We start from the raw sequence: 21,785 nt of genomic DNA on the forward strand, positions 1-21,785 counted from the left end.
GTAGACTAGTAATGATGGGCTCGAAGGTAGCGGGTGCTTTTTTCGAAAGCGCTGGTTTTGTCTCTGAAGCGTTATAAATCCGACTTGAATTGTAGGTGCTTGAGCAAACGGTCGATTTGGCCCAAAAATCACCGCTTCCACCCCAAATGAAGTGACGCTCGGTTGAATTACCGGTCAAAACCGCATGCAAACTCCCTATTCCATTGCTGTAATCATCCCAACCTTTAATCGGAAAAGGCTTTTACAAACCTTGCTGGACCAGCTTTTGCAGCAGCAGGCCGGAGCTTTTCTACTGGAAATTATTGTTGTCGTCGATGGATCTACCGACGGAACGACCGATCTGCTCCAGCAGCAGTTTCCTACGGTTCATACAATCCAGGGAAGTGGTAACTGGTGGTTTACTAGATGTGTTAACGAAGGCATTCGCTTTGCCCAAGCCCGGTTGAAATCAAGCTTCGTATTGATTCTTAACGACGACTCTGAAATTGCCCCGGATTATCTCCTGAAACTTACCCAGGCGCACGCTCAGGTTGCTCCCGACGCCATTATGGGAAGCTTGTCGGTTTCGCTCGAACAGCCCCACCGCATTACGTTTTCGGGGACAAAGAAGACGGTTCGCTGGCTGATGAAGACCATTCCTTATACGCCTCCTTTTGAAGCTTATGAGGCTGCTTTGTTTTCGGGACATTATCCCACCGAGAGCCTGAATGGCCGGGGAACGCTGGTCCCGATGTCGGTTTTTGATCGGATTGGTTTGCTGGACGAACGTCGATTTCCGCAATACGGCTCCGACGATGACCTGGCTTTAACGGCCACCAAAGCGGGCATTCCGGTGTATATTTCCTGGGATGCGGTGGTCTTCGACCCTGTTTCCTTAACGGCTGCCGGAACGGTTTACCTGAAGCCTTCGCTATCGGTTTTCCTGAACAGCTTTTTCTCGCTCTATTCGGTCAATTCCCTGCGCAAAACCGTCTATTTCTACCAGAAACACGGTCTTCCCGTTGTCTGGCCGTTTGGTGTGCTGCTCAGCATCGTGGCTACGTGGCGGGCTTACCTGTGGAAATACCGACGCCTGAAAATGACCTGATTAAAGAGTGAATGAGCGATTGAGTGAATAGTACCCTGAGAATTCATTAGTTAATTGCTCATCAATCATTTACTCAAGTTCTACTTGCTATAGAGCCATTGGGCTGAAAATCGGCAAACTATTCGCTCATTCCCTGTTTCGCTCTTTCGCTCATTGACGCTTTCACTCATTGACTTATGCTTGATTACATCCTTCTTTCGCCCACCAAAAACGAGGCAAACTACATCGAGCAAACCCTGCGCTCGGTCTGCGCCCAAACGATTCTACCCAAACGTTGGCTCATCCTGAACGATGGATCAACCGACCGCACGCCCGCCATCATTCAGGAATACGCCGACAAACACGCCTGGATCGAGCTGATTACGCTGACGAATTTCCGGCCTGATCTCACCTCCACCGGCGGACGCAGCGGGGCCGTTTTGAATTACGCCCGGGAACTGATCCAGGCCGAAGCAGTTGATTTTGTCGTAAAAATTGACTCAGACGTTGCATTTGCGCCTAGTTTTTTTGAGCAGGTTTTCACCGCTTTTCAGCAGGAAAAAAGCCTTGGGCTGGCTTCTGGTCACTTGGTGCAGGATGGCATTCCCGAGAAAATTTCCGACTGGAGTGGTGTGCGGGGCGCCACGCGAATTTACCGAAAAGCCTGTTTCGACGCCGTTGGGCCGTACCACACGATTCGCGGAGAAGACGAAATTGACACCTACATGGCCCGCATGAAAGGCTGGCAAACCCGCACCCTGCCCATTCACTTCGACCACCTGAAACCCGAGGGCGTACGCCACCATTCGCTGGTGAACCACTACGATACGGGAGTTTTTAAGGCACGCATCCCGTACCGCTTCGATTTCTTCCTGCTAACCCTTTTCAAATATGCCTTCACCAAGCCTTTTTTCATCGGCTCACTGGTTCAGTTGGCGGCTTATATCAAGATTCGCTGGATACAACTGGATCGTCCTTTTGCCCAGGACCTTACCCATTATGTCCAGCAGGGACAACGCCTGAAAATGAAGTCTGCTCTAGGACGGAATTAAAGCCGGAGGCTACCTAAAACGGAGGAACATAAAAAGAAGGAAGCCCAAGCCTATGAGCCCATAAGAGCTATTGTGGTATTCCCGGAGGTAAAGGCCGACGAAGATCAACCCGAAAGCTAGGGCCACTAAACCGATTACCTTGTTTTTTTCGCTAAGGATCTTTTTCATGGGTTTGCGTGATCGTTGATTCAAAACGCGTTGGAGTAAAACTACGGATAAAATCCATCTAATAAAGCGCTTAGGTTACGTTCTTGCGCCTTCTAACCGCTTAGCATTTCACCTCCGCAGACATGCAAAAGGACACAGCCCTTCTCCTACCTAGCCAATCGCAAAAGTTCACCAAAGTCAGACGCGTTTGGGCGCTTTTCCTTCATCAATCCAGTAGGACTGCCAGCAATTCCCCACCTATTTGGCTGATTTTTCCGCCGCCCCCTTCTTAACTATATTCTTAGTTTAATTGATTGCAAGACAAAAACACGCATTTATAATAAATCTAAATAAAAATTGAGCTTGTATACCGTTTCTAATTATTCATTAACCAAGACGTTTTAGGATCAAATTCATAATTGCAAAAGGAACAAATGAAATTTCGCCTTTAGCTATTTTTACAGAATATTTTTAATTATATATTGCATAGCCAAATACAAATCTATTACTGTCCTCACTTCATCGACGATTTTGTGCACCCACCATTGGTGACTATAATTTAACTAATTCAAGTAACAAAATCATTAATTGCTTACGCTGATGTCTGCTACTGATGTTCCTCAACTGGGTCTTTACCGATCCGAGTTTGAACACGACGCCTGTGGAATTGGATTTGTTGCCCACATCAAGGGGCGCAAATCGCATCAAATTATAAAAGATGCACTGACCATGCTGACCCGGATGGATCACCGGGGCGCGGTTGGCTATGAAACAAACACGGGCGATGGCGCCGGTATTTTAATTCAAATTCCTCACGAACTTTTTGTAGACGAATGCCGTAAATTAGGCTTTTCGCTACCTGCGGCGGGTGAGTACGGTGTCGGAATGATGTTCATGCCGAAAGACGACCGTCTTCGGAAAGATTGCCGCGATATATTGAATCGCTCCATTAAAAAGCTCAATCTTGACCTGCTGGGCTACCGCGTGGTTCCCGTCGATTCGACCGATCTTGGGAATGGGTCCCGTTCGGTGGAACCCGTGATGGAGCAAGTCTTTATCCGGAAGCCTGAATCCATTTCTACCGACGAATTTGAGCGTAAATTATACATCATTCGTAATTACAGCACCCGCATCATCAACGAAACAGTAGCAGGAGTCAACAATGACTTTTACTACTCGTCGCTTTCGAGCCGGGTGATTACGTATAAGGGTCAGCTCACAACCATGCAGTTACGGGAATACTACCCGGACCTGAGCCGCGAAGAACTCGTTTCGGCCATTGGTGTGGTGCACTCCCGCTTTTCGACCAATACCTTCCCTTCCTGGAGGCTGGCCCAGCCTTTCCGCTACATTGCCCACAACGGTGAAATCAATACCGTAAAAGGCAACGTTAACTGGATGAAAACCGCCGAAGCCATGCTGGAATCGGAAGTGTTTACCCAGGAAGAACTGGACATGCTGAAGCCGATCTGTATTCCCAATCAGTCGGACTCCGCTAACCTGGATAATGCCATTGAATTACTGGTACTGGCCGGCCGTTCGCTGCCGCACGCCATGATGATGCTGGTGCCGGAAGCCTGGGATGGTAACGACCAGATGGACCCTGTGCGTCAGGCTTTCTATGAATACCACGCGGCCATCATTGAGCCTTGGGACGGCCCCGCTTCGATTTCGTTCACCGACGGACGCATCGTGGGCGCTACGCTTGATCGCAACGGGCTACGTCCTTCCCGCTACTGGGTGACCGAAGACGATGTGGTAATCATGGCCTCCGAGGCTGGTGTTAACGACGTAGATCCGGCGAAAGTCGTGAAGAAAGGTCGTCTGCAACCCGGTCGGATGTTCGTGGTGGACATGGAGCAGGGACGCATCATCAGCGACGAAGAGCTAAAAGCCGATATTTGTTCACGGCAGCCTTATCAACAATGGCTGGACGAGAATAAGATCAAAATCAGTGAATTGCCAAAACCAGCCCGGACGTTCAGTCACATGGGCTTGCAGGATATAACCCGCCGTCAACAGGCTTTCGGTTTTACGTCGGAAGACCTGCGGATGATTCTGGGACCAATGGCCGAAACCGGTCTGGAAGCCCTGGGATCGATGGGTACGGATGCGCCACTGGCCGTTTTGTCGGACCAGAGCCAGCACCTTGCCAATTATTTTAAACAACTGTTTGCGCAGGTAACCAACCCACCGATTGACTCCATTCGGGAGCGGGCCATCATGTCGCTGATCTCGTTTGTTGGTGCATCGGGCAACCTGCTGAGCGAAACGCCGCTGCATTGCCGCCAGATTGAGTTATCGCAACCGGTCCTGACGATTGAAGAATTTGACAAGCTGCGGTTTGTTGATAAAAATCATTTTCAGGCTAAAACCATCAACGCTTATTTCCGCGCCGATCACGGCGGGAAAGGGCTGGAACGGGCACTGGATCGAATTTGTCGCTACGCGGAAGATGCCATCGAAGACGGTTTTGAAATCATTATCCTCTCCGACCGCGCCATCGACTCCGACCACGCTCCGGTTCCTTCCCTTCTGGCAACGTCGGCGGTTCACCACTACCTGATTCGCAGAGGCTTGCGGGGCCAGGTGGGTATCTTGGTCGAAGCGGGAGACGTTTGGGAAACGCACCACTATGCAACTCTGATTGGGTACGGCGCTTCCGGTATCAACCCATATATGGCTTTCGAAACCATCACGGCCATGAAAGAGCGGGGCTTGATCCAGGCGGATTACTCGATTGAAAAACTCCACCAGAATTACATCAAAGCCGTCAATAAAGAATTGCTCAAGATATTCTCGAAAATGGGTATCTCCACGCTGCAATCCTACCAGGGCGCGATGATTTTTGAGTGTCTGGGATTAAATAAAGAAGTGGTAGACAAATACTTTACCGGTACGATTTCGCGCATCGGAGGTATGGGTCTGGAGCAGATGGGTCACGAAATTCTGATTCGTCACCAACAGGCGTTCCCGGAAAAAGCGCTGGGTGCTCCCCGACTGGAAGTAGGTGGTGTTTATCAGTGGAAACAACGGGGCGAAGCCCATACGTTTAATCCCGATACCATTCACCTGTTGCAACAGGCTACCCGGAAAAACGACTATACTGTTTATAAAAAATACGCCAAACTCATCGACGAGCAGACAACCAAAGCGTTGACGCTGCGCGGCTTGATGAAGTTTAAAAAAGGCAATCCAGTTCCTATTGAGGAAGTTGAACCCATTGAAAGCATTTTCAAACGGTTTGCAACGGGTGCCATGTCGTTCGGCTCGATTTCGTGGGAAGCGCACACCACGCTTGCCATCGCGATGAACCGCATCGGCGGAAAAAGCAACTCGGGCGAAGGAGGCGAAGATGAACTGCGGTATACGCCCCAGGCCAACGGGGATAGCCTAAACTCGGCCATCAAGCAGGTTGCATCGGGCCGTTTTGGGGTAACCAGCCACTATTTATCCAACGCGGTTGAGTTACAAATTAAAATGGCGCAGGGTGCAAAACCCGGCGAAGGCGGTCAGTTACCGGGTCATAAGGTAGACGACTGGATCGGACGTACCCGGCATTCGACGCCCGGTGTGGGCCTGATTTCTCCGCCGCCTCACCACGATATCTATTCGATTGAGGATTTAGCGCAGCTTATTTTCGACTTGAAAAACGCCAACCGCGAAGCACGTATCAGCGTAAAACTGGTATCGGAAGCCGGGGTTGGAACCATTGCCGCCGGGGTTGCTAAGGCCCACGCCGATCACATCCTGATTTCGGGTCATGACGGTGGAACGGGTGCTTCGCCGCTCAGCTCGATCCGTCACGCGGGTCTGCCTTGGGAACTTGGTTTGGCCGAAACGCACCAAACGCTGGTTCGGAATAAACTGCGTGGCCGGGTTACCGTACAGGCCGACGGCCAGATGCGGACGGGTCGCGACCTGGCGATTGCCGCCCTGCTGGGTGCCGAAGAATTCGGGGTTGCTACGGCGGCTCTGGTATCGGTAGGCTGTATTATGATGCGGAAATGCCACCTGAACACCTGTCCGGTTGGCGTGGCGACTCAAAATAAAGAACTACGTGCGTTGTTTACCGGTAAGCCGGAGCACGTTGTCAATATGTTTACTTTCCTGGCAACGGAGTTACGCGAGATCATGGCCGAACTGGGCTTCCGTACCATCAACGAAATGGTAGGACAAGCTCATTTGCTGGACATGCGCGATGACATTAAGCATTGGAAATACCAGGCGGTCGATCTGGCGCCGATTCTGTACAAAGAGCCAGTTAACCTGGATGTAGCTTTGTACAAGCAGGAAGACCAAGATCACGGTGTGGCCAGCATTCTGGACTGGCGCTTGCTGGAAACGGCAAAACCAGCCCTTGACAGCGGCGAATCCGTTTATGCCGAATACCCGATTGTCAACCTAAACCGGGCTACCGGAACGATGCTCTCCAACGAAATCTCGAAGGTTTACGGAGGCAAAGGCTTACCCGAAAGCACCATTCACTACAAATTCCACGGTACGGCTGGGCAAAGCTTCGGTGCGTTCAACACCCGCGGTATTAAACTGGAACTGGAAGGCGATGCCAATGACTACTTTGGAAAAGGACTTTGCGGCGCTCAGCTAATCGTTTATCCCGATCGTACGGCCCAGTTCAAACCCGAAGAAAACAGCATTGTCGGTAACGTTTCGTTCTACGGCGCAACTTCCGGTGAGGCATATATCCGGGGAATGGCTGGCGAGCGGTTCTGCGTTCGTAATTCAGGTGCAAAGGTGGTTGTCGAAGGCATTGGCGACCACGGTCTGGAATACATGACAGGCGGTCTGGCGATCATTCTGGGTGCCGTGGGCCGAAACTTCGGCGCGGGTATGTCGGGTGGCGTCGCTTACGTTTGGGACAAAGACGGTGATTTCGCCTCAAAAGTGAATGGCGAAATGGTATCGCTGGAAGGCCTGAACGACGAAGATATGACCATCGTCCGCGAATACGTTGATAAACATTTCCAATACACCACCAGCAATGTTGCGTTGAACCTGATTCAGGATTGGGACAACTTGATTGGCCAGTTCGTGAAGGTGCTACCGAACGATTTCCGGAAGGCGCTGGCCGGACGGGGTATTTCGCTCGCCGAGCAAATCCGCGACAAAAGTGTGGTTTATCAGGACATTGTTGTTGATGTGGCTGGCCAATAAGGGCCAGCAGGCAAGCCATTGCTGTAAGTAGGTTGGTAGAAGTTTTGACAAAGTCTATTCATTTACATTCATGGGAAAACCCACTGGATTTTTAGAATTCACCCGCGAATTGCCCAAAAAACGGGCGACGCAGGAGCGTGTTCACGATTATAAAGAAATCGAGTTGCCTCACTCGGAGGCCGATTCACAAAAGCAGGCGGCTCGTTGCATGGACTGCGGGATTCCGTTTTGTCACAATGGTTGTCCACTGGGCAATATCATTCCGGAGTTTAATGACGCGGTTTACGAACAGAATTGGGAGTATGCCTACGAAATTCTGGCTTCGACCAATAACTTCCCGGAATTTACGGGCCGTATCTGCCCGGCTCCCTGCGAATCTTCGTGTGTGCTCGGGATAAACAAGCCGCCGGTTGCCATTGAGTTTATCGAGAAGTCCATTATTGAAGCCGCGTTCGCCCGGGGTCAGGTTCAGCCAAATCGTCCCCTGAAACAGACGGGCAAAAAAGTAGCGGTTGTCGGCTCCGGTCCTGCCGGATTGGCTGCCGCAGCGCAATTAAATAAAGCTGGACATACCGTAACCCTGTTTGAGCGCGCCGACCTGATCGGGGGCTTGTTGCGATACGGTATTCCTGACTTCAAACTGGAGAAATGGGTGATCGACCGTCGGTTAGCGGTTATGGAAGCGGAAGGCATTGTTTTTAAAACCAACACAAATGTGGGGGTTGATATAAAAGCTGAAGCGTTGCTGGAAGAATTTGATTTGGTGCTACTAACGGGTGGTTCCACAGTCCCCCGCGATCTGCCTATTCCGGGTCGGGAACTAAAAGGGGTTCATTTTGCGATGGAGTTTTTGAGCCAGCAAAACAAACGCGTTGCCGAGCGTCCGGTTGAAGCAGACCACCAGGGCGCTAAATACGCGAACGGTGAGCTACTGGCGACGGACAAAAACGTGGTGGTTATTGGCGGTGGTGACACCGGCTCCGACTGCGTAGGAACGTCCAATCGCCACGGTGCGAAATCGGTTACCCAGATCGAGCTCCTGACCAAGCCACCGTACGAACGCGCGGAAAGCACCCCTTGGCCAAACTGGCCGATGATGCTCCGCACCTCTACCTCGCACGAGGAAGGTTGCGAGCGGAAATGGTCGATTAATACCAAAGCCTTTATCGGCGATGAAAACGGCAATCTAACTGCTCTCCGTCTTGTAGATTTGGATTGGAAAAATGAAAATGGCCGGATGCAGATGGTCGAAGTGCCGGGCTCCGAACGCGATATTCCGTGTGAATTGGCGCTGCTGGCGGCTGGTTTTCTCTACCCACAACGCAACGGCCTGCTTACCGATTTAGGCGTCGAGGTTGACGAACGTGGCAACGTGAAATCGTCGAATTACCAAACGAATATTCCGAAGGTTTTTGCGGCAGGTGATATGCGCCGTGGTCAATCGCTGGTGGTTTGGGCCATCTCGGAAGGACGCGAAGCAGCCCGCGCTGCCGATCAATACCTGATGGGTGAAAGCCAACTCGAAGCCAAAGCCCGTTCGTTTTTTGCTACAGTTTAAAAGATACGGTGTTCTATAAAAAGCCCGCTAGTCATGCTAGCGGGCTTTTCTTTGTTAACTGCATTCCTATTTTAAGCTATTCCAAATTCTTGCAGCGCCCGCGGGAAGTTTCGCCCTTCATGCCCCGATCGACTCAACTTGACCAAGGCAAAGCGCTGTAGAACATCGAGGCGAATCCACTGCACCAGCGTCAAAGACGCGCAGTTCCACTCGGCGGCTTTTTGCTGCACTTCCGCTGGCACCTCGTTTAACGCTTCCCAAGCCGCGTCTACCGGCGGTAGTGTACTGGCTTCGTGAAAGCACCGTTTCAAGACCATATTCTGAAGAAAATAGCGGTAATGTTCCCTTTCATCGGCGGTAAAACACGGGTGGACAGCCAGTTCTTTTTTCTCCGTGACGCTCAATTTTACCCATTCGGGTAATTTTAGCTTGATCCCACAGGTGTCCAACTTATACCGCACCACCATTGGAATGCAGCGCAGTGAGTCAACAAAATCATTTTCGAACCGGAAATAAACAACATCGATCGCTTGCGGTGTCATATAAAAGTCTTAAATAGAGTGGCTTGTATCCAACTGAATGTCTACCATTTCGGTTTTGGGCGCTTCGCAGGTAGCGCAGGTATAATCGCTGGGTAAGGCGTCAAAGCTAGTCTCCGGTGCTATTCCCCGCTGCGCATCGCCATACTGAGCATCGTACACTGTAAAGCAGTGTGGGCATTGCTGCACCACAGGAAGAGGCGCCGGCGTAAGCTCTATTTTTGGGGCCTCCAAACCGTCCACGGCCATGCCTTCTAAAGAGCGCCGGGCGCTGAATTTCCGGCATAAACGCTCAATTTGGTTCGGCAAGTGATACCGCAAAAGCCCTTTTTCAAATAGGAAATATGTCCGGCTATTAGGGTTGAAATTTTCGGTAAAGTACAAGTCATAAACACTGAAAATCGCCAGTCGGCCAATTCGGAGCAACGGCCGTTTTCGCACCAGAACCGAGCCAAACACTTCCGATTTAGCCCGTGTCTGTACCCCAAAGCAAAGCCCGAACGTTCGCGTATCGTTTTTCTCAAACAAGCGAACCACGTAGTTTTTGAGCGCCGTACCTTCGTCGGTATGGTCTTCCGTTTGCCAGGCTAATTCGTTGGCTGCGTGGCGCACGTTGATGTTGTGCTTCCCCAGCACATACGACCAGGCAGCCCGGTCCTTTTCTTCAATCCCTTTAATAATGAGCGACTTCCACGGAGTTACGCAAATTTCACCGATCCGTGTTTTTAAACACAACGCGCACAGGTCCAGCAAAAAAGCAATGGAAAACTGCTCATCACGCCGATAAAGCCCCAGCCAGGAGCGCTGTCCGTAGCGGTTAAACCCCTCGTAATAGGGCAACGAAAATTCGGGCAATTCAACGTCTTGTAGGGCCGGTTGGGTCACGAAATGCTGCTCGGCATTGACAAGGCGGTATAGCTTGTCCTCCTCAATATTTTCGTCTTCTTTAGCCATTTTCAACATGCGCTCTTCAACCGCTTTGGCCAGTCGACCGATGTCGTTGGTATAAATTAAATCCCGCCAGCGAAAAACGGCATTGCTTTGCTTCGGACGAACGTACAAATACCAGAAATGCGGCTCTGGGGAAGCAATAAAATTAAGATTACTGGTAAAAAAAGGCGTAAAACTTTGCGCCGAATCCGACAGGTTCACTTTCAAACGCGGCTGGTAATCAAACTGATCCAGCACTGTATGGTATTCGCTTTCCCGTAGCCAAGCACCCGAGCGGAAGACCTCTTCGCCGCAATAAGAGCTAATGATGTTGGGGTAATAATCCGTGGCCATTTCGTAGTGAATGGGCAGACTTTTCAGGCTTTTTTCCAGCAGTCGCATGTCTTCGTAATGCACCGTCATCAGCAACTGTTGGCGCGAGCCAAAACGCACCTGCCGAACCCGGGCTTCGTAAGCCATCGTCAACAAGCGCTGCAAGGTTCCGGGCGAAAGAATCCCCGCGGGGAAGTTGACTTTCAGGTTATAATAATCACGCATAGTTTTCAGAGACGAACTTGTAAAAAGTGAAAGTGAACGATCAGGAGACAACACCCAGCTCACTCTTTCGCTCTTTCTGGATTTCACTCATTTTTTCCAGGATACTTCGTACTTCCGGGCGGCAGGAACCGCAGCCGGTTCCCGCCCCTGTCTTCTGGCAAAGCGCCTGAAAATCAGTGCATCCTTCCTGAATTACTTTCTCCAGGTTACCCTGTCCCACCGTATTGCAGGAACAAACCAGCTTGCCTTCCACAGCCTCTACCTTTTGACTGCTCCTGAGCAATTGCAGCCGTTTTTCGGATAGTTCGATGCCGTTGGCAATCAGGTTGCGAAACTCCTGAAACTCGTTTTTATCTCCGACTAGAATCGCGCCGACGAGTTTGTCCCGGTGCACGATGCATTTTTTGTAATAACGCTTCGATTTGTCGAGGAAAATGATTTCCTCGTAATCGCTTTTGTCCGGCATTCCGGTCACATCGGGCACTTCGGCCATGCCAATGCTGCACAAATGCAGCCCCTCCATTTTCAGAATGTTCATGGAAACGCTTCCCTGGTAAGGCTGGGAAACATCACCGGCTATAAACCGGGCGGCGACCTCGGCCTGCTGCTCGGCGGCCAACGTGATCCCCCACATTTGGCCGCGCCACTGCGCCAACTCTCCTACCGCAAAAATGGCTGGGTCGGAGGTTTGCAGGTAATCGTTAACGACCACGCCCCGGCTGCATTCCAGCCCGGCAGTTTGGGCTAACTCCGTATTGGGAGCGGTGCCAATGGCCATAACGACCACCTGGCAGTCGAGCTTACGGCCCGACTTCAACTGAATGCCTTCCAGCTGCTTTACGCCTTTGAAGGTTTGCACTTCTTCGTTAAAGTACACTTCAATTCCCCGTTCTATTAATTCGAGATACAACAACTCACTGGCCAGCGGATCGAGTTGCCGTTCCATAAAACGCCCCGAGCGCTGCACAACCGATACCCGCACGCCCATCTGCCGGAGCGAAGCGGCTAACTCGAGGCCCAGCAAGCCTCCGCCAACGATAACAGCATGGGGTGCTTTCTGCGACAGAAAAGGAAGCAACGAATCGGCGTCAAGCCGCGACCGCATGTTAAAAATACCTGCCAGCGGAGGTACGCCCTTCGGCATAAACGCCCGGCTTCCCATCCCCAAAATTAGCTTGTCATACACATGCTCCACCCCATTGCTATCAACCACGACTTTCGCTTTTCGGTCGATGTGGGCGATACTTACACCTTTGTGAACCAGAATATTGGCTTCTTCAAACTGATCTTCCCGCAACTTGACCAACTGCTCCCAGGTTTGCGCCCCGCTGATGTAGTCGGGCAGAAGAACGCGGTTGTAGAACGGATAGATTTCCCGGGAGAACACGTGGATTTCGTCCCGCTCATTCAACTGGCGGTAGGCGTTGATAAAGCCCAAACCCGCCGAACCGGCTCCGATGATGATGATTTTTTCCGCGGGTTTTAGGTAAGGTTGTACGTCAATAGCCGAGAATTTAAAATCCGGTTCTTTGGAACGCGGGTCCACCAACGCATGGGTCAGGTTATTGGCTCGGTTGAGGTTACTCTCTAGTTGCTTTCCCCAGTGCATTGGTAAAAAACAAAGTCCCGATCTCACCTCTTCGGTTACCTGCGCCTTTACCCGCACCACGCCCCGGCGGCCCCGCACCTCCACCAACTGCCCATCCTGAATGTGCCGCACTTTGGCATCGGTTGGGTGAATTTGCAAGAACGGCTGCGGAATGTGCTGCGTCAGTTTAGCCACCCGACCCGTTTTAGTTCGCGTATGCCATTGGTCCCGAATCCGCCCGGTCGTCAGTACTAGCGGGAAATCGCTATCCGTTGGCTCTGAGGCATTTTCGTCAGGGACAGCGTGGATTTGTGCGCGTCCGTTGGGCGTAAAAAACTTTTTATCCGTGAACAACCGCTTCATCCCCAATTCTTCTCCCCCACCGGAAGCCGGGAAAGGCCACTGCACGGTACGTTTTTGCCGAAGTAACTCATAACTCACTCCCGTTACGTCGATGTTGGTTCCTGCCGTGATTTGGGTATATTCCTGATACACCTCGGCGCTACTCGTATAGTTGAACGCTTCCTGGTAGCCCATTTTTTGGGCAAAACGCCAGATGATTTCGGCATCGGGCAAGGCTTCACCGGGCGCATCCAGTATTTTGGGCAGGTAGGAAATCCGGCGCTCCGCGTTGGTCATGGTGCCTTCTTTTTCTAGCCAACCGGCGGCGGGTAACACTACATCGGCAAATTGCACCGTGTCGGCCCGGTTCGAAATATCCTGCACGACCACGAAACGCGCCTTCTTTAAAGCCGCTTCCGCCGCGTTCAAATCGGGCATACTCACTAGCGGATTTGTATTAATGATCCAGATGGCCTTCAAACGATCATCGGCCAAGGCTTCAAACATTTCCGTGGCGGTGAGGCCGGCTTTGGCCCCAATCTTGACGGGGCTTTTCCAGAACGCTTCGACTTCGGCCCGGTGCGCGGCGTTGGTCAGTTCGCGGTGGGCCGGTAAACTATTCGCCAGCCCGCCCACTTCCCGCCCGCCCATGGCATTGGGTTGCCCCGTCAGCGAAAAAGGTCCGTTACCCGGTTTGCCGATCCGACCTGTAATCAGGTGTAAATTAATGAGAGACAGGTTTTTATTTACCCCGACAACCGACTGATTCAGGCCCATCGTCCAGAGTGACAAAAACCCTTTGGAAGCCCCAATCCACCGAGCAGCCTGCTGAATCGCTGCCGGATCGACCCCGCACAAGTCTGCCGACTCCTCCAGCGTGCGTTGGAAAACCTGCTCCCGATACGCCGAAAACCCGTCGGCATGATTCGTAATAAATTCCTCATCGATAGCGCCCTGTTCGATCAGTAGCCGACCAATGGCGTTGTTCAGCACGATGTCCGTTCCGGGGCGAATGGGCAAATGCAGGTCTGCCGAACGGGCCGAATCGGTCTGGCGTGGATCAACGCAGATGATTTTGACGTGAGGATTTGCCGCTTTGTGCGCTTCAATGCGCCGCCAGAGGATCGGGTGACACCAGGCCGGATTGGCCCCCTGCACGTAAAACACGTCCGCTTCTTCAATATCGTCGTAACAAACCGGCACTGAATCTTCACCCAACGATAATTTATAGCCCACCACCGCCGAACTCATGCACAGCCGGGAATTGGTATCGATATTATTTGAGCCAATAAATCCCTTAATCAGCTTGTTAACCAGGTAATATTCTTCCGTCAGGCATTGTCCCGAAACGTAAAACGCCACCGAATCAGGGCCGTATTTTTGAATCAGCGTCCGAAAAACGGCGGCTGTCCGTTCCAGGGCTGCATCCCAACTCACCCGTTGCATGGGCATCGAGCGACCAAAACGCATCTGCGGATAAAGCAGGCGGTCCGAACCATCCATGACTGTGTAGTGCAGATTCATGCCTTTCGAACAAAGCATTCCCCGATTAGACGGATGTTGCTTGTCGCCTTCGACGCGCAGTTGGCCGTTCTGCTCCTGCTTGACCACTATTCCGCAACCAACTCCACAATAGCAACAGGTCGTTTGATGAGCCATAAGATCAAATAGTTTGTAATTCCGCTTCGACCGATTCTACCACCACTTTTTTACCAAAATTGACTAAGAAGAGCAGTAAACCCGCGATGACCACGATGGCTCCGATGTACATAAAAGCTTGTCCGTAGCTGATGGACTGCGATTTGAACAGAAAGCCCATCAGCATGCCGCCGATGTTGCCTCCGGCCCCGACCACGCCCGAAATAACGCCCACCGCCTTCGGATTGACGAACGGAACAATGGCGTAGGTGCTCCCGTTGGCCATTTTCAGGAACAGCGCAAACGTGATCATGGACACAATAGCCAGCGTCAGGTTGCCGGAGTTGGCAAACAGAATAATGCCAACACCTTCCAGCAGCAGCATACCCGCCAGGAGAATTCCTTTGCCGCGCATTCCGTAGTTCTGGCCCACTTTATCAGCCACAATACCGCCCAGGGCGCGGGCGAAAATATTCATAAATCCAAACAGCATGGCCCAGAAACCAGCTTCGGTTTCTTTCATGTTGAAATTATCGAAGAAGTACAGCGAGGCCACCCCATCGAATGTGATTTCCATGCCGAAGCAGCAGGCATACGCCAGCGAAAGCGCCCAAACCCGCACATCGGCGCAGGCTTTCCAGAAGCTTACTTTTTCGGCTTTTGCCGTTGTCCGTTCAATCTCATTGTAGTTCCCGTTGGGCGTATCTTTGGTATACCGGTAGTAAACAAAGGCCATTACCAGCATCATCAAACCCGGCACCACCATCGCCAGTCGCCAGGCTTCGGCTTTTGTGTAGCCGAAACCGATAATCACCGCCATAATCATGGGCATGGCCAGCTGGGTAATGCCACCGCCCAGATTCCCCCAACCGCCCGCTACGGCATTGGCCGTGCCTTTGATTTTCGGCGCAAACATCATGGACGTGTGAAACTGCGTGATTACGAACGACGCTCCGATCACGCCAATGGCTAGCCGAAACAGTAAAAACGTGGTGTAATCGTGGGCCAAACCCACCAGCATAACGGGAAACGCACCGATGGCTAGCAAGGCCGTGTATGTTTTCCGAGGGCCCCAGGTGTCACAGAGTTTTCCAATGATTAATCGGGCAAAAATGGTCGCCGACACTGCCGCAATGATGGTATTGCCTACCTGCGGCTTGGTTAAGTTCAAGTCGGCCCGAATTGCCGGCATTAAGGGAGCCAGCCCGAACCAGCCGAAAAAACAAACGAAGAAGGTTAACCAGGTGATGTGAAAAGTCTGCATCTGAATGCCCTTGAAGCTAAAGACAGGCAGCTTTTCCAGTGGCTTATTGGATGATACGTTCATGGTTGTTTCTGGTTTAATAGTCGGTTATTTGGCGAAAAAATCAGGTCGAATGTTGATCATTAGATAGCCCCAGGTGCCCCGTTTTTCCTTCTGGTTCATGGTGCCTTGCTTGGTATATTCCAGTGAATTGGTGCCGTTCATGAGCGCATACCCCGCCTCCAGGGTCGTAAATTTATTCAGGCTGTAGGTTGCCGTGAGGTCATATTCAACGCCTAGCGATGACGGCAGCTTTGCACCCACCGGGGCATCCGGCATCTTGTTCAGGGTGGGGGCCGCTAGCGCAAAATAGTGCACATCCAGCGCCGTAGTCAGTCGTTTTCCGGTGTATTTGAATTTCAGGAAGGCATCTTTCAGGCCTCCGGCGGGTGAGCCGGTACCGACGTAAAAATAGTCCATGTAGCCCCAGTGCTTGTGCGGAGTCCCGTACAACGGGTCGAAGCGGCTAGTCTCACCTCCTTTCAGCGTAGTCGCGTTGTTGCCCGAAAGTAATTCATACCCCGGACTAACGCTCAGGAAGCCTTTCTGAAAAACAACGTTCGCGCCGTAATGGTAAGCCTTCCGCAGGCGCAGCCCGTCGCGGTCTCTGCCGCTTTGCCCATACCCAAACGCCTGCCAGCTGATCTGACCCGCTTTCACCGCCGGAACGGTTAGCTGCCCGGTTAGCATGGCCCCGTAGGTGAGCCGGGAATTAACACCGGATATATCATAACGCCTACCGTATACGTACCCCGTCGAAACACTACCTAAGGAGTCGATGCGGTATTTTGAGAAATCATCTTTAAAAAGCAATCCTGAGAATTTTGTCTTGCCGAATTTCCGGCTCAGGTAAGCCATCTGAAAAGCTTTGAATTGCTGGTTCTGGCCATTGGTGCTCACCGCACTGGCGACAACCGGCGCGCCACCTTTGCCCGTTGTTGGCAAGAAACCCGCCGGAATCGGTAATGAAATGCCCTGATTGGATAAAGCAAAGGCTGGGCTGTTGGCTGGCGTGTAAGCGGTGCCTGTCGCGCCGAATGCATCTGTATTTTGGTTGAAGCCCAAACCAATATCCAAGGCCCACCCCCGATGCTGCGCTTTGAGCAACGCGGCATCAAACCGACGCCCCTGCTGAAGCCAGTCCAGGTTACCCAACAGGCGGACATCATCGTAAACTAATTCTTGACGGCCCAGTTTTAAGGATAGATAATCGATCAGCTTGACTTTTAGGGTGCTATCGGCCCGATTGATGAGCACCACATCCGCCCAGGCTTCGTGGACCATCAGTTTATTTCCGTCGGCGCTGCTGATGGTAGAAGCATCCTGGCCCCAGACGCGCACATCCTGCACGGCTACATTGAATAAGACCCGCTCCCATTTGTAGCCCAATGTCAAGCGCGTCCGTTGCGAGGTGAAGGCGGCGGCCTTGCTGTGTTTTGGCGTCAGATTTCCGTATCCATCGCGTAATTCAGTGCGCGTTCGGACTTGCCCAATCAGGGAAATCTGCGCTCGGATTGGCACGTGAATACCCATCAGAAAGGCACTGGCGAGTGCAATCTGTTTAACGTATACGTTCATGGCATACTAGCCGGTTAGAAGAAAATGAAAAATCCAGGAAATGAATCAATGAGTGAGTGAATGAGAGAGTAACTAGGCGATTTCCAGCCCATTGACCCGGCAGATCATCTAATTCGATTTTGCGCAATGACTTAAGTAATCAAGCAGAATTAACACCCTGAAATTCGATTGTTGATTCGCTCAATCACTAATTCGCTCATTCACTTGCGGCAGAAGCGGATTTGTTTTAGGTTTCTTTTTTCATTTTCTTTGATGCGTTTGTGTTTTACATAGACAAACCTGTTTGGCCGATCCAAAGGTGCCCCCACACCGGATCGGCTTTTTTATTAGCAAGCCATCGGTATGTGGCGCAAACACTCCACCAGATAGGTTGGGTGCAAGGCTACTACTTCACCGATAATAATGACTGCGGGCGCCCCCACGCCCTGATCAGCCACCAGATGCGGCATTTTCCAAACCTGTCCAACCAGACACTGTTCGTCGGGACGGGTTCCATTTTGGATCACCGCCATGGGCAGATGCCCCCGCCCCGCCTGGCAATACAGCGCGCATATTTCCGCTAACTTATTCATTCCCATTAAGACCACCACGGTTGCTTTCGACTTCACGGCTAGCTGCAAGTCTTCCGAAAGTTCGCCATGCCGCGTGGTTCCGGTAATGACCCAGAAACTCTCACTCACACCCCGACAGGTAACCGGGATGCCCTGCGAAGCCGGCACGGCAATGCTGCTGGATACGCCGGGTACCACCTCACACTGAATACCACATTGGCGGACGTATTCCAGCTCTTCATAACCACGCCCAAACACGAAGGAATCCCCCCCTTTAAGCCGAACGACGTGCCCATGTTTAATGGCCATCTGCACAATCAACTGGTTGATTTCTTCCTGCGAAAGCGATGCTCTACCCGCCCGTTTTCCAACGTAGGTTTTAACCGCATTTTCGGGCGCAAACTCCAGTAAGGTATCGTTAGCCAGATCGTCGTATAAAACCACATTGGCTTGCCGAAGCGCTCTAATTCCTTTTAAGGTAATCAGTTCGCCATCGCCGGGTCCCGCCCCCACAAGTGTAAGTTTCGGCTGCATCGCTTTTAGATTAATAGTTGAAATATACTATAAGTACTAAATTTCTATTATTGAAATATCTGCTTCAAATTTATAGGTGTTATTTTGAAAAACAATACCTATTTGTCAATTATTACTTCAAAAGCATAGTTACTTAAAATTAAATATTAGGATTTAGCGAAAAGTCAGTTTAATTTTGAACCATATTATTCCAACACAAAACGGGGGTTAAATTGGAATAAGTCAATTATTTAACAGGTTTGTTTTATTACTATAGTTATTACTAACTATGAGCACGAGCAAAAACAAGCAGATCGTTGTTATCGGCAACGGCATGGTAGGCTACAAATTCTGTGAGAAATTAGTCGCCAAACAAAAAAATGAGCAGTCGTTCTCACTGACTGTTTTTGGGGAAGAACCCCGTGTTGCCTACGACCGCGTTCACCTGAGCGCCTATTTTGATGGTAAAACGGCGGATGACCTTACACTGGCACCCGAAAACTGGTACGCCGAAAACGGGATTCAGCTGTACCTAACCGATCCGGTTGTTGACATTGATCGGGAGCGCAAACTGGTTCGGTCCCACCACGGAATTGTAGTACCTTATGACTATTTAATACTAGCCACGGGTTCCGGCGCTTTTGTCCCGCCGGTGGCCGGCGTCGAAAAAGACGGGGTGTTTGTCTACCGAACGATTGAGGATTTAGAGCTTATTCAGTCGCACACGCGAAAGACCTGTACCGGTTCCACTTCCCGGGGCGCAGTGCTGGGCGGCGGCTTACTCGGCCTGGAAGCGGCCAAAGCCCTGCTCGACCTGGGAATTAACGAGGCGCACGTCATCGAGTTTGCCCCCCGCCTGATGCCCCGCCAGATCGACGAGGCAGGCTCTGGGGTGCTGCAACGAAAGCTGGAAGCCCTGGGCCTTACCATCCACCTGTCTAAAAGTACCCAGCAAATTACGGGCGATGACACCATCACGGGCCTTCAGTTTGCCGACGGCACTACGCTAGACGTGGATATGCTGATTATTTCGGCGGGTATTCGGCCTCGGGATGAACTAGCGAAAGCGGCGGGTCTGGCCACTCACCCACGCGGTGGCATCGTTGTCGATAATTTCCTTCAGACCACTGATCCGGCCATTTTCGCCATTGGGGAATGCGCACTGGCGCACCAGATGATTTACGGTTTGGTAGCTCCCGGCTACGACATGGCCGAAGTGGTGGCTTCCCGGCTGATGGGGGAAGAAAAGGAATTCAAGCCTTACGACATGTCTACCAAGTTGAAATTGATCGGGGTAGACGTCGCTTCCTTTGGGGATCCCTTCGCGGAAGAGCCCGCCTACCGTACCATTTCTTACGAAAACAAAGCGAAAGGCATTTATAAACGAATTAATGTTACGCCCGACGGTAAAGAGCTGGTTGGCGGTATTTTAGTGGGCGATGCGGAACAGTATAACATGCTGTTGCAGACCTGCAAAAACAGGACGGTTCTTCCGCCCGATCCTGAAGACCTGATTCTGGGTTCTAGAGGTGGTGAAGAAGCGGGTGCCGGGGTTATGGGGCTGCCCGATGATGCCCTGATTTGCTCCTGCGAAGCCATTACGAAAGCGATGCTTTGCCACGAAATCAGCGAGAATGGCCACAATACAGTCGAAGCGCTCAAAAAAAAGACCAAGGCTTGTACGGGTTGCGGGGGCTGCACGCCGCTGGTGAAAGATTTGATTCAGGGCGTGATGAAGCAGCAGGGCCTGTATGTTCGGAACACACTCTGTGAACACTTCGACTATACGCGCCAGGAATTGCTGGATTTGATTAAAATTAACCGCCTGAAAACCTACAACGCCGTTTTGGATCATTTCGGGAAAGGCGATGGCTGCGAGGTTTGCAAACCGTTGGTCGCTTCGCTTCTGGCCACCCTTTGGAATGAAAACATCCTGGAAAAAGGCCGCGCCACCATTCAGGATTCCAACGACCGCTTTCTGGCTAACATCCAGAAAGGAGGCACGTACTCCGTGGTGCCGCGCATTCCCGGCGGCGAAATCACACCCGACAAGCTGATCGTGATTGGTCAGGTGGCCAAGAAATACGGTCTTTACACCAAGATTACGGGCGGCCAGCGCATCGACTTGTTCGGCGCCCACGTCGGCGATTTGCCCACAATCTGGGCGGAGCTGATTGCCGCGGGTTTTGAAAGTGGCCATGCGTATGGCAAATCCCTTCGGACAGTTAAAAGTTGCGTCGGGTCAACCTGGTGCCGGTATGGGGTGCAGGACTCGGTTTCCTTCGCCATCGAAATAGAAGAACGCTACAAGGGCGTGCGGTCGCCGCACAAAATGAAGTCGGGCGTATCGGGTTGTATCCGGGAATGCGCCGAAGCCCAGAGTAAAGATTTTGGGATTATCGCTACCGAAAAAGGCTGGAATCTGTACGTGGGGGGCAACGGCGGCTCTAAACCGCAGCACGCCCAGTTGCTGGCTTCCGACGTGGACAAAGAAACATGCATCCGCTACATCGACCGCTTCCTGATGTTTTACATCAAAACCGCCGAGCCCCTCATGCGTACTGCTCCCTGGCTGACCAAAATGGAAGGCGGAATGACTTACCTCAAAGCGGTTGTGGTAGATGATGTGCTGGGAATTGCTGCCGATCTGGAACAGGAAATGCAGTTGCTGGTCGATACGTTCAAGTGCGAATGGACCGAGGTGGTCGAAAATCCGACGCTAAGTAGTCATTTTACGCACTTCGTAAACGCTCCTGCCCAGAAAGACCCAAATGTTGTTTTCACCGACTTACGGGAGCAAAAACGCGCCCAGGAATGGAAATAACGTGCCCTAGTAACCAATCATTTAATCCTTTCTTAGAGCCCTCTAAATCAGCAACAACATGGAAGCGATTACCCTCAATAAAGAAAATATAACCTGGCACCTGGCTTGTCGGATTGAAGATATTCCTGAAGATGGCGGGGCCTGCGCTCTGATCGAAGGCAAGCAGATTGCCATTTATAATTTCACCCGGCGAGGCGAGTGGTATGCCACCGATAACGAATGTCCGCACCGCCAGCAAATGGTCCTTTCGCGCGGCATGATTGGCAGCCAGGGAGACGAGCCCAAGGTGGCCTGTCCTTTCCACAAGAAAACATTTTCGCTTCAAAACGGCCACTGTCTGAACGACGAAGGATACCGAATTAACACCTTTCCCGTCAAAATAAAGGAAGGATTGGTGTATATTGGGGTAGAATGAAGTAACCA

The 21,785-nt window shown here is 51.5% G+C and carries 12 protein-coding genes; 6 read left to right on the forward strand and 6 right to left on the reverse strand.

The features are described 5' to 3' along the window. Nucleotides 1–184 precede the first annotated feature (184 nt). The 4 genes from L0Y31_RS15745 (at nt 185) to L0Y31_RS15760 (ending at nt 8,998) form a co-directional block, all read left to right on the forward strand. Nucleotides 185–1,087: a glycosyltransferase family 2 protein gene (locus L0Y31_RS15745; RefSeq protein ID WP_234734039.1), complete on the forward strand. Its 903-nt coding sequence runs from the start codon at nt 185–187 to the stop codon at nt 1,085–1,087. Between the two features lie 176 nt (nt 1,088–1,263). After that, nucleotides 1,264–2,118, forward strand: coding sequence for a glycosyltransferase family 2 protein (locus L0Y31_RS15750; protein ID WP_234734040.1), 855 nt, complete (start codon nt 1,264–1,266; stop codon nt 2,116–2,118). 747 nt (nt 2,119–2,865) lie between these two features. After that, nucleotides 2,866–7,440 (forward strand): glutamate synthase large subunit, encoded by a 4,575-nt coding sequence (gene gltB / locus L0Y31_RS15755; RefSeq protein WP_234734041.1) that lies wholly within the window; start codon nt 2,866–2,868, stop codon nt 7,438–7,440. Between the two features lie 70 nt (nt 7,441–7,510). Further along, on the forward strand, nt 7,511–8,998 hold the full coding sequence (locus tag L0Y31_RS15760; RefSeq protein ID WP_234734042.1) for a glutamate synthase subunit beta: 1,488 nt from the start codon (nt 7,511–7,513) through the stop codon (nt 8,996–8,998). 71 nt (nt 8,999–9,069) lie between these two features. Here the strand turns inward: L0Y31_RS15760 and L0Y31_RS15765 are convergent, their stop codons facing one another. From L0Y31_RS15765 to cobA, 6 genes are all read right to left on the reverse strand, one after another. Beyond that, entirely contained in the window at nt 9,070–9,540 is a 471-nt protein-coding gene (locus L0Y31_RS15765) for a nitrate reductase associated protein (RefSeq protein ID WP_234734043.1), read from the reverse strand. Between the two features lie 9 nt (nt 9,541–9,549). After that, nucleotides 9,550–11,025, reverse strand: a complete 1,476-nt coding sequence (locus L0Y31_RS15770) for a rubredoxin (RefSeq protein WP_234734044.1) — start codon at nt 11,023–11,025, stop codon at nt 9,550–9,552. Between the two features lie 40 nt (nt 11,026–11,065). Further along, nucleotides 11,066–14,614 (reverse strand): nitrate reductase, encoded by a 3,549-nt coding sequence (locus L0Y31_RS15775; protein ID WP_234734045.1) that lies wholly within the window; start codon nt 14,612–14,614, stop codon nt 11,066–11,068. A gap of 4 nt (nt 14,615–14,618) precedes the next feature. Beyond that, nucleotides 14,619–15,920, reverse strand: coding sequence for a NarK family nitrate/nitrite MFS transporter (locus L0Y31_RS15780; RefSeq protein WP_234734046.1), 1,302 nt, complete (start codon nt 15,918–15,920; stop codon nt 14,619–14,621). A 24-nt stretch (nt 15,921–15,944) separates the two neighbouring features. After that, nucleotides 15,945–17,429 (reverse strand): alginate export family protein, encoded by a 1,485-nt coding sequence (locus L0Y31_RS15785; RefSeq protein ID WP_234737184.1) that lies wholly within the window; start codon nt 17,427–17,429, stop codon nt 15,945–15,947. Nucleotides 17,430–17,800: 371 nt separating this feature from the next. Further along, nucleotides 17,801–18,559 carry a uroporphyrinogen-III C-methyltransferase gene (cobA, locus tag L0Y31_RS15790; protein ID WP_234734047.1) on the reverse strand — a complete coding sequence of 253 codons (759 nt, stop codon included), beginning with the start codon at nt 18,557–18,559 and terminating at the stop codon, nt 17,801–17,803. 268 nt (nt 18,560–18,827) lie between these two features. On the opposite strand from cobA, the gene nirB reads away from it, so the two are divergent. Both nirB and nirD read left to right on the forward strand, forming a co-directional pair. Next, nucleotides 18,828–21,362 carry a nitrite reductase large subunit NirB gene (gene nirB, locus L0Y31_RS15795; protein WP_234734048.1) on the forward strand — a complete coding sequence of 845 codons (2,535 nt, stop codon included), beginning with the start codon at nt 18,828–18,830 and terminating at the stop codon, nt 21,360–21,362. 58 nt (nt 21,363–21,420) lie between these two features. Beyond that, the gene (gene nirD, locus L0Y31_RS15800) at nt 21,421–21,777 is read left to right on the forward strand and encodes a nitrite reductase small subunit NirD (RefSeq protein WP_234734049.1); all 357 of its coding nucleotides are present in this window, start codon (nt 21,421–21,423) and stop codon (nt 21,775–21,777) included. Nucleotides 21,778–21,785: the final 8 nt, after the last annotated feature.

Source organism: Tellurirhabdus bombi (assembly GCF_021484805.1).
In the GTDB taxonomy this organism is placed as follows: Bacteria; Bacteroidota; Bacteroidia; order Cytophagales; family Spirosomataceae; genus Tellurirhabdus; species Tellurirhabdus bombi.

Excerpts from the sequence above, each read along its gene's own strand:
- L0Y31_RS15745 (WP_234734039.1), top strand. The coding sequence starts at position 185 with ATGCAAACTCCCTATTCCATTGCTGTAATCATCCCAACCTTTAATCGG.
- L0Y31_RS15750 (WP_234734040.1), top strand. The coding sequence starts at position 1,264 with ATGCTTGATTACATCCTTCTTTCGCCCACCAAAAACGAGGCAAACTAC.
- gltB (WP_234734041.1), top strand. The coding sequence starts at position 2,866 with ATGTCTGCTACTGATGTTCCTCAACTGGGTCTTTACCGATCCGAGTTT.
- L0Y31_RS15760 (WP_234734042.1), top strand. The coding sequence starts at position 7,511 with ATGGGAAAACCCACTGGATTTTTAGAATTCACCCGCGAATTGCCCAAA.
- L0Y31_RS15765 (WP_234734043.1), bottom strand. The coding sequence starts at position 9,540 with ATGACACCGCAAGCGATCGATGTTGTTTATTTCCGGTTCGAAAATGAT.
- L0Y31_RS15770 (WP_234734044.1), bottom strand. The coding sequence starts at position 11,025 with ATGCGTGATTATTATAACCTGAAAGTCAACTTCCCCGCGGGGATTCTT.
- L0Y31_RS15775 (WP_234734045.1), bottom strand. The coding sequence starts at position 14,614 with ATGGCTCATCAAACGACCTGTTGCTATTGTGGAGTTGGTTGCGGAATA.
- L0Y31_RS15780 (WP_234734046.1), bottom strand. The coding sequence starts at position 15,920 with ATGAACGTATCATCCAATAAGCCACTGGAAAAGCTGCCTGTCTTTAGC.
- L0Y31_RS15785 (WP_234737184.1), bottom strand. The coding sequence starts at position 17,429 with ATGGGTATTCACGTGCCAATCCGAGCGCAGATTTCCCTGATTGGGCAA.
- cobA (WP_234734047.1), bottom strand. The coding sequence starts at position 18,559 with ATGCAGCCGAAACTTACACTTGTGGGGGCGGGACCCGGCGATGGCGAA.
- nirB (WP_234734048.1), top strand. The coding sequence starts at position 18,828 with ATGAGCACGAGCAAAAACAAGCAGATCGTTGTTATCGGCAACGGCATG.
- nirD (WP_234734049.1), top strand. The coding sequence starts at position 21,421 with ATGGAAGCGATTACCCTCAATAAAGAAAATATAACCTGGCACCTGGCT.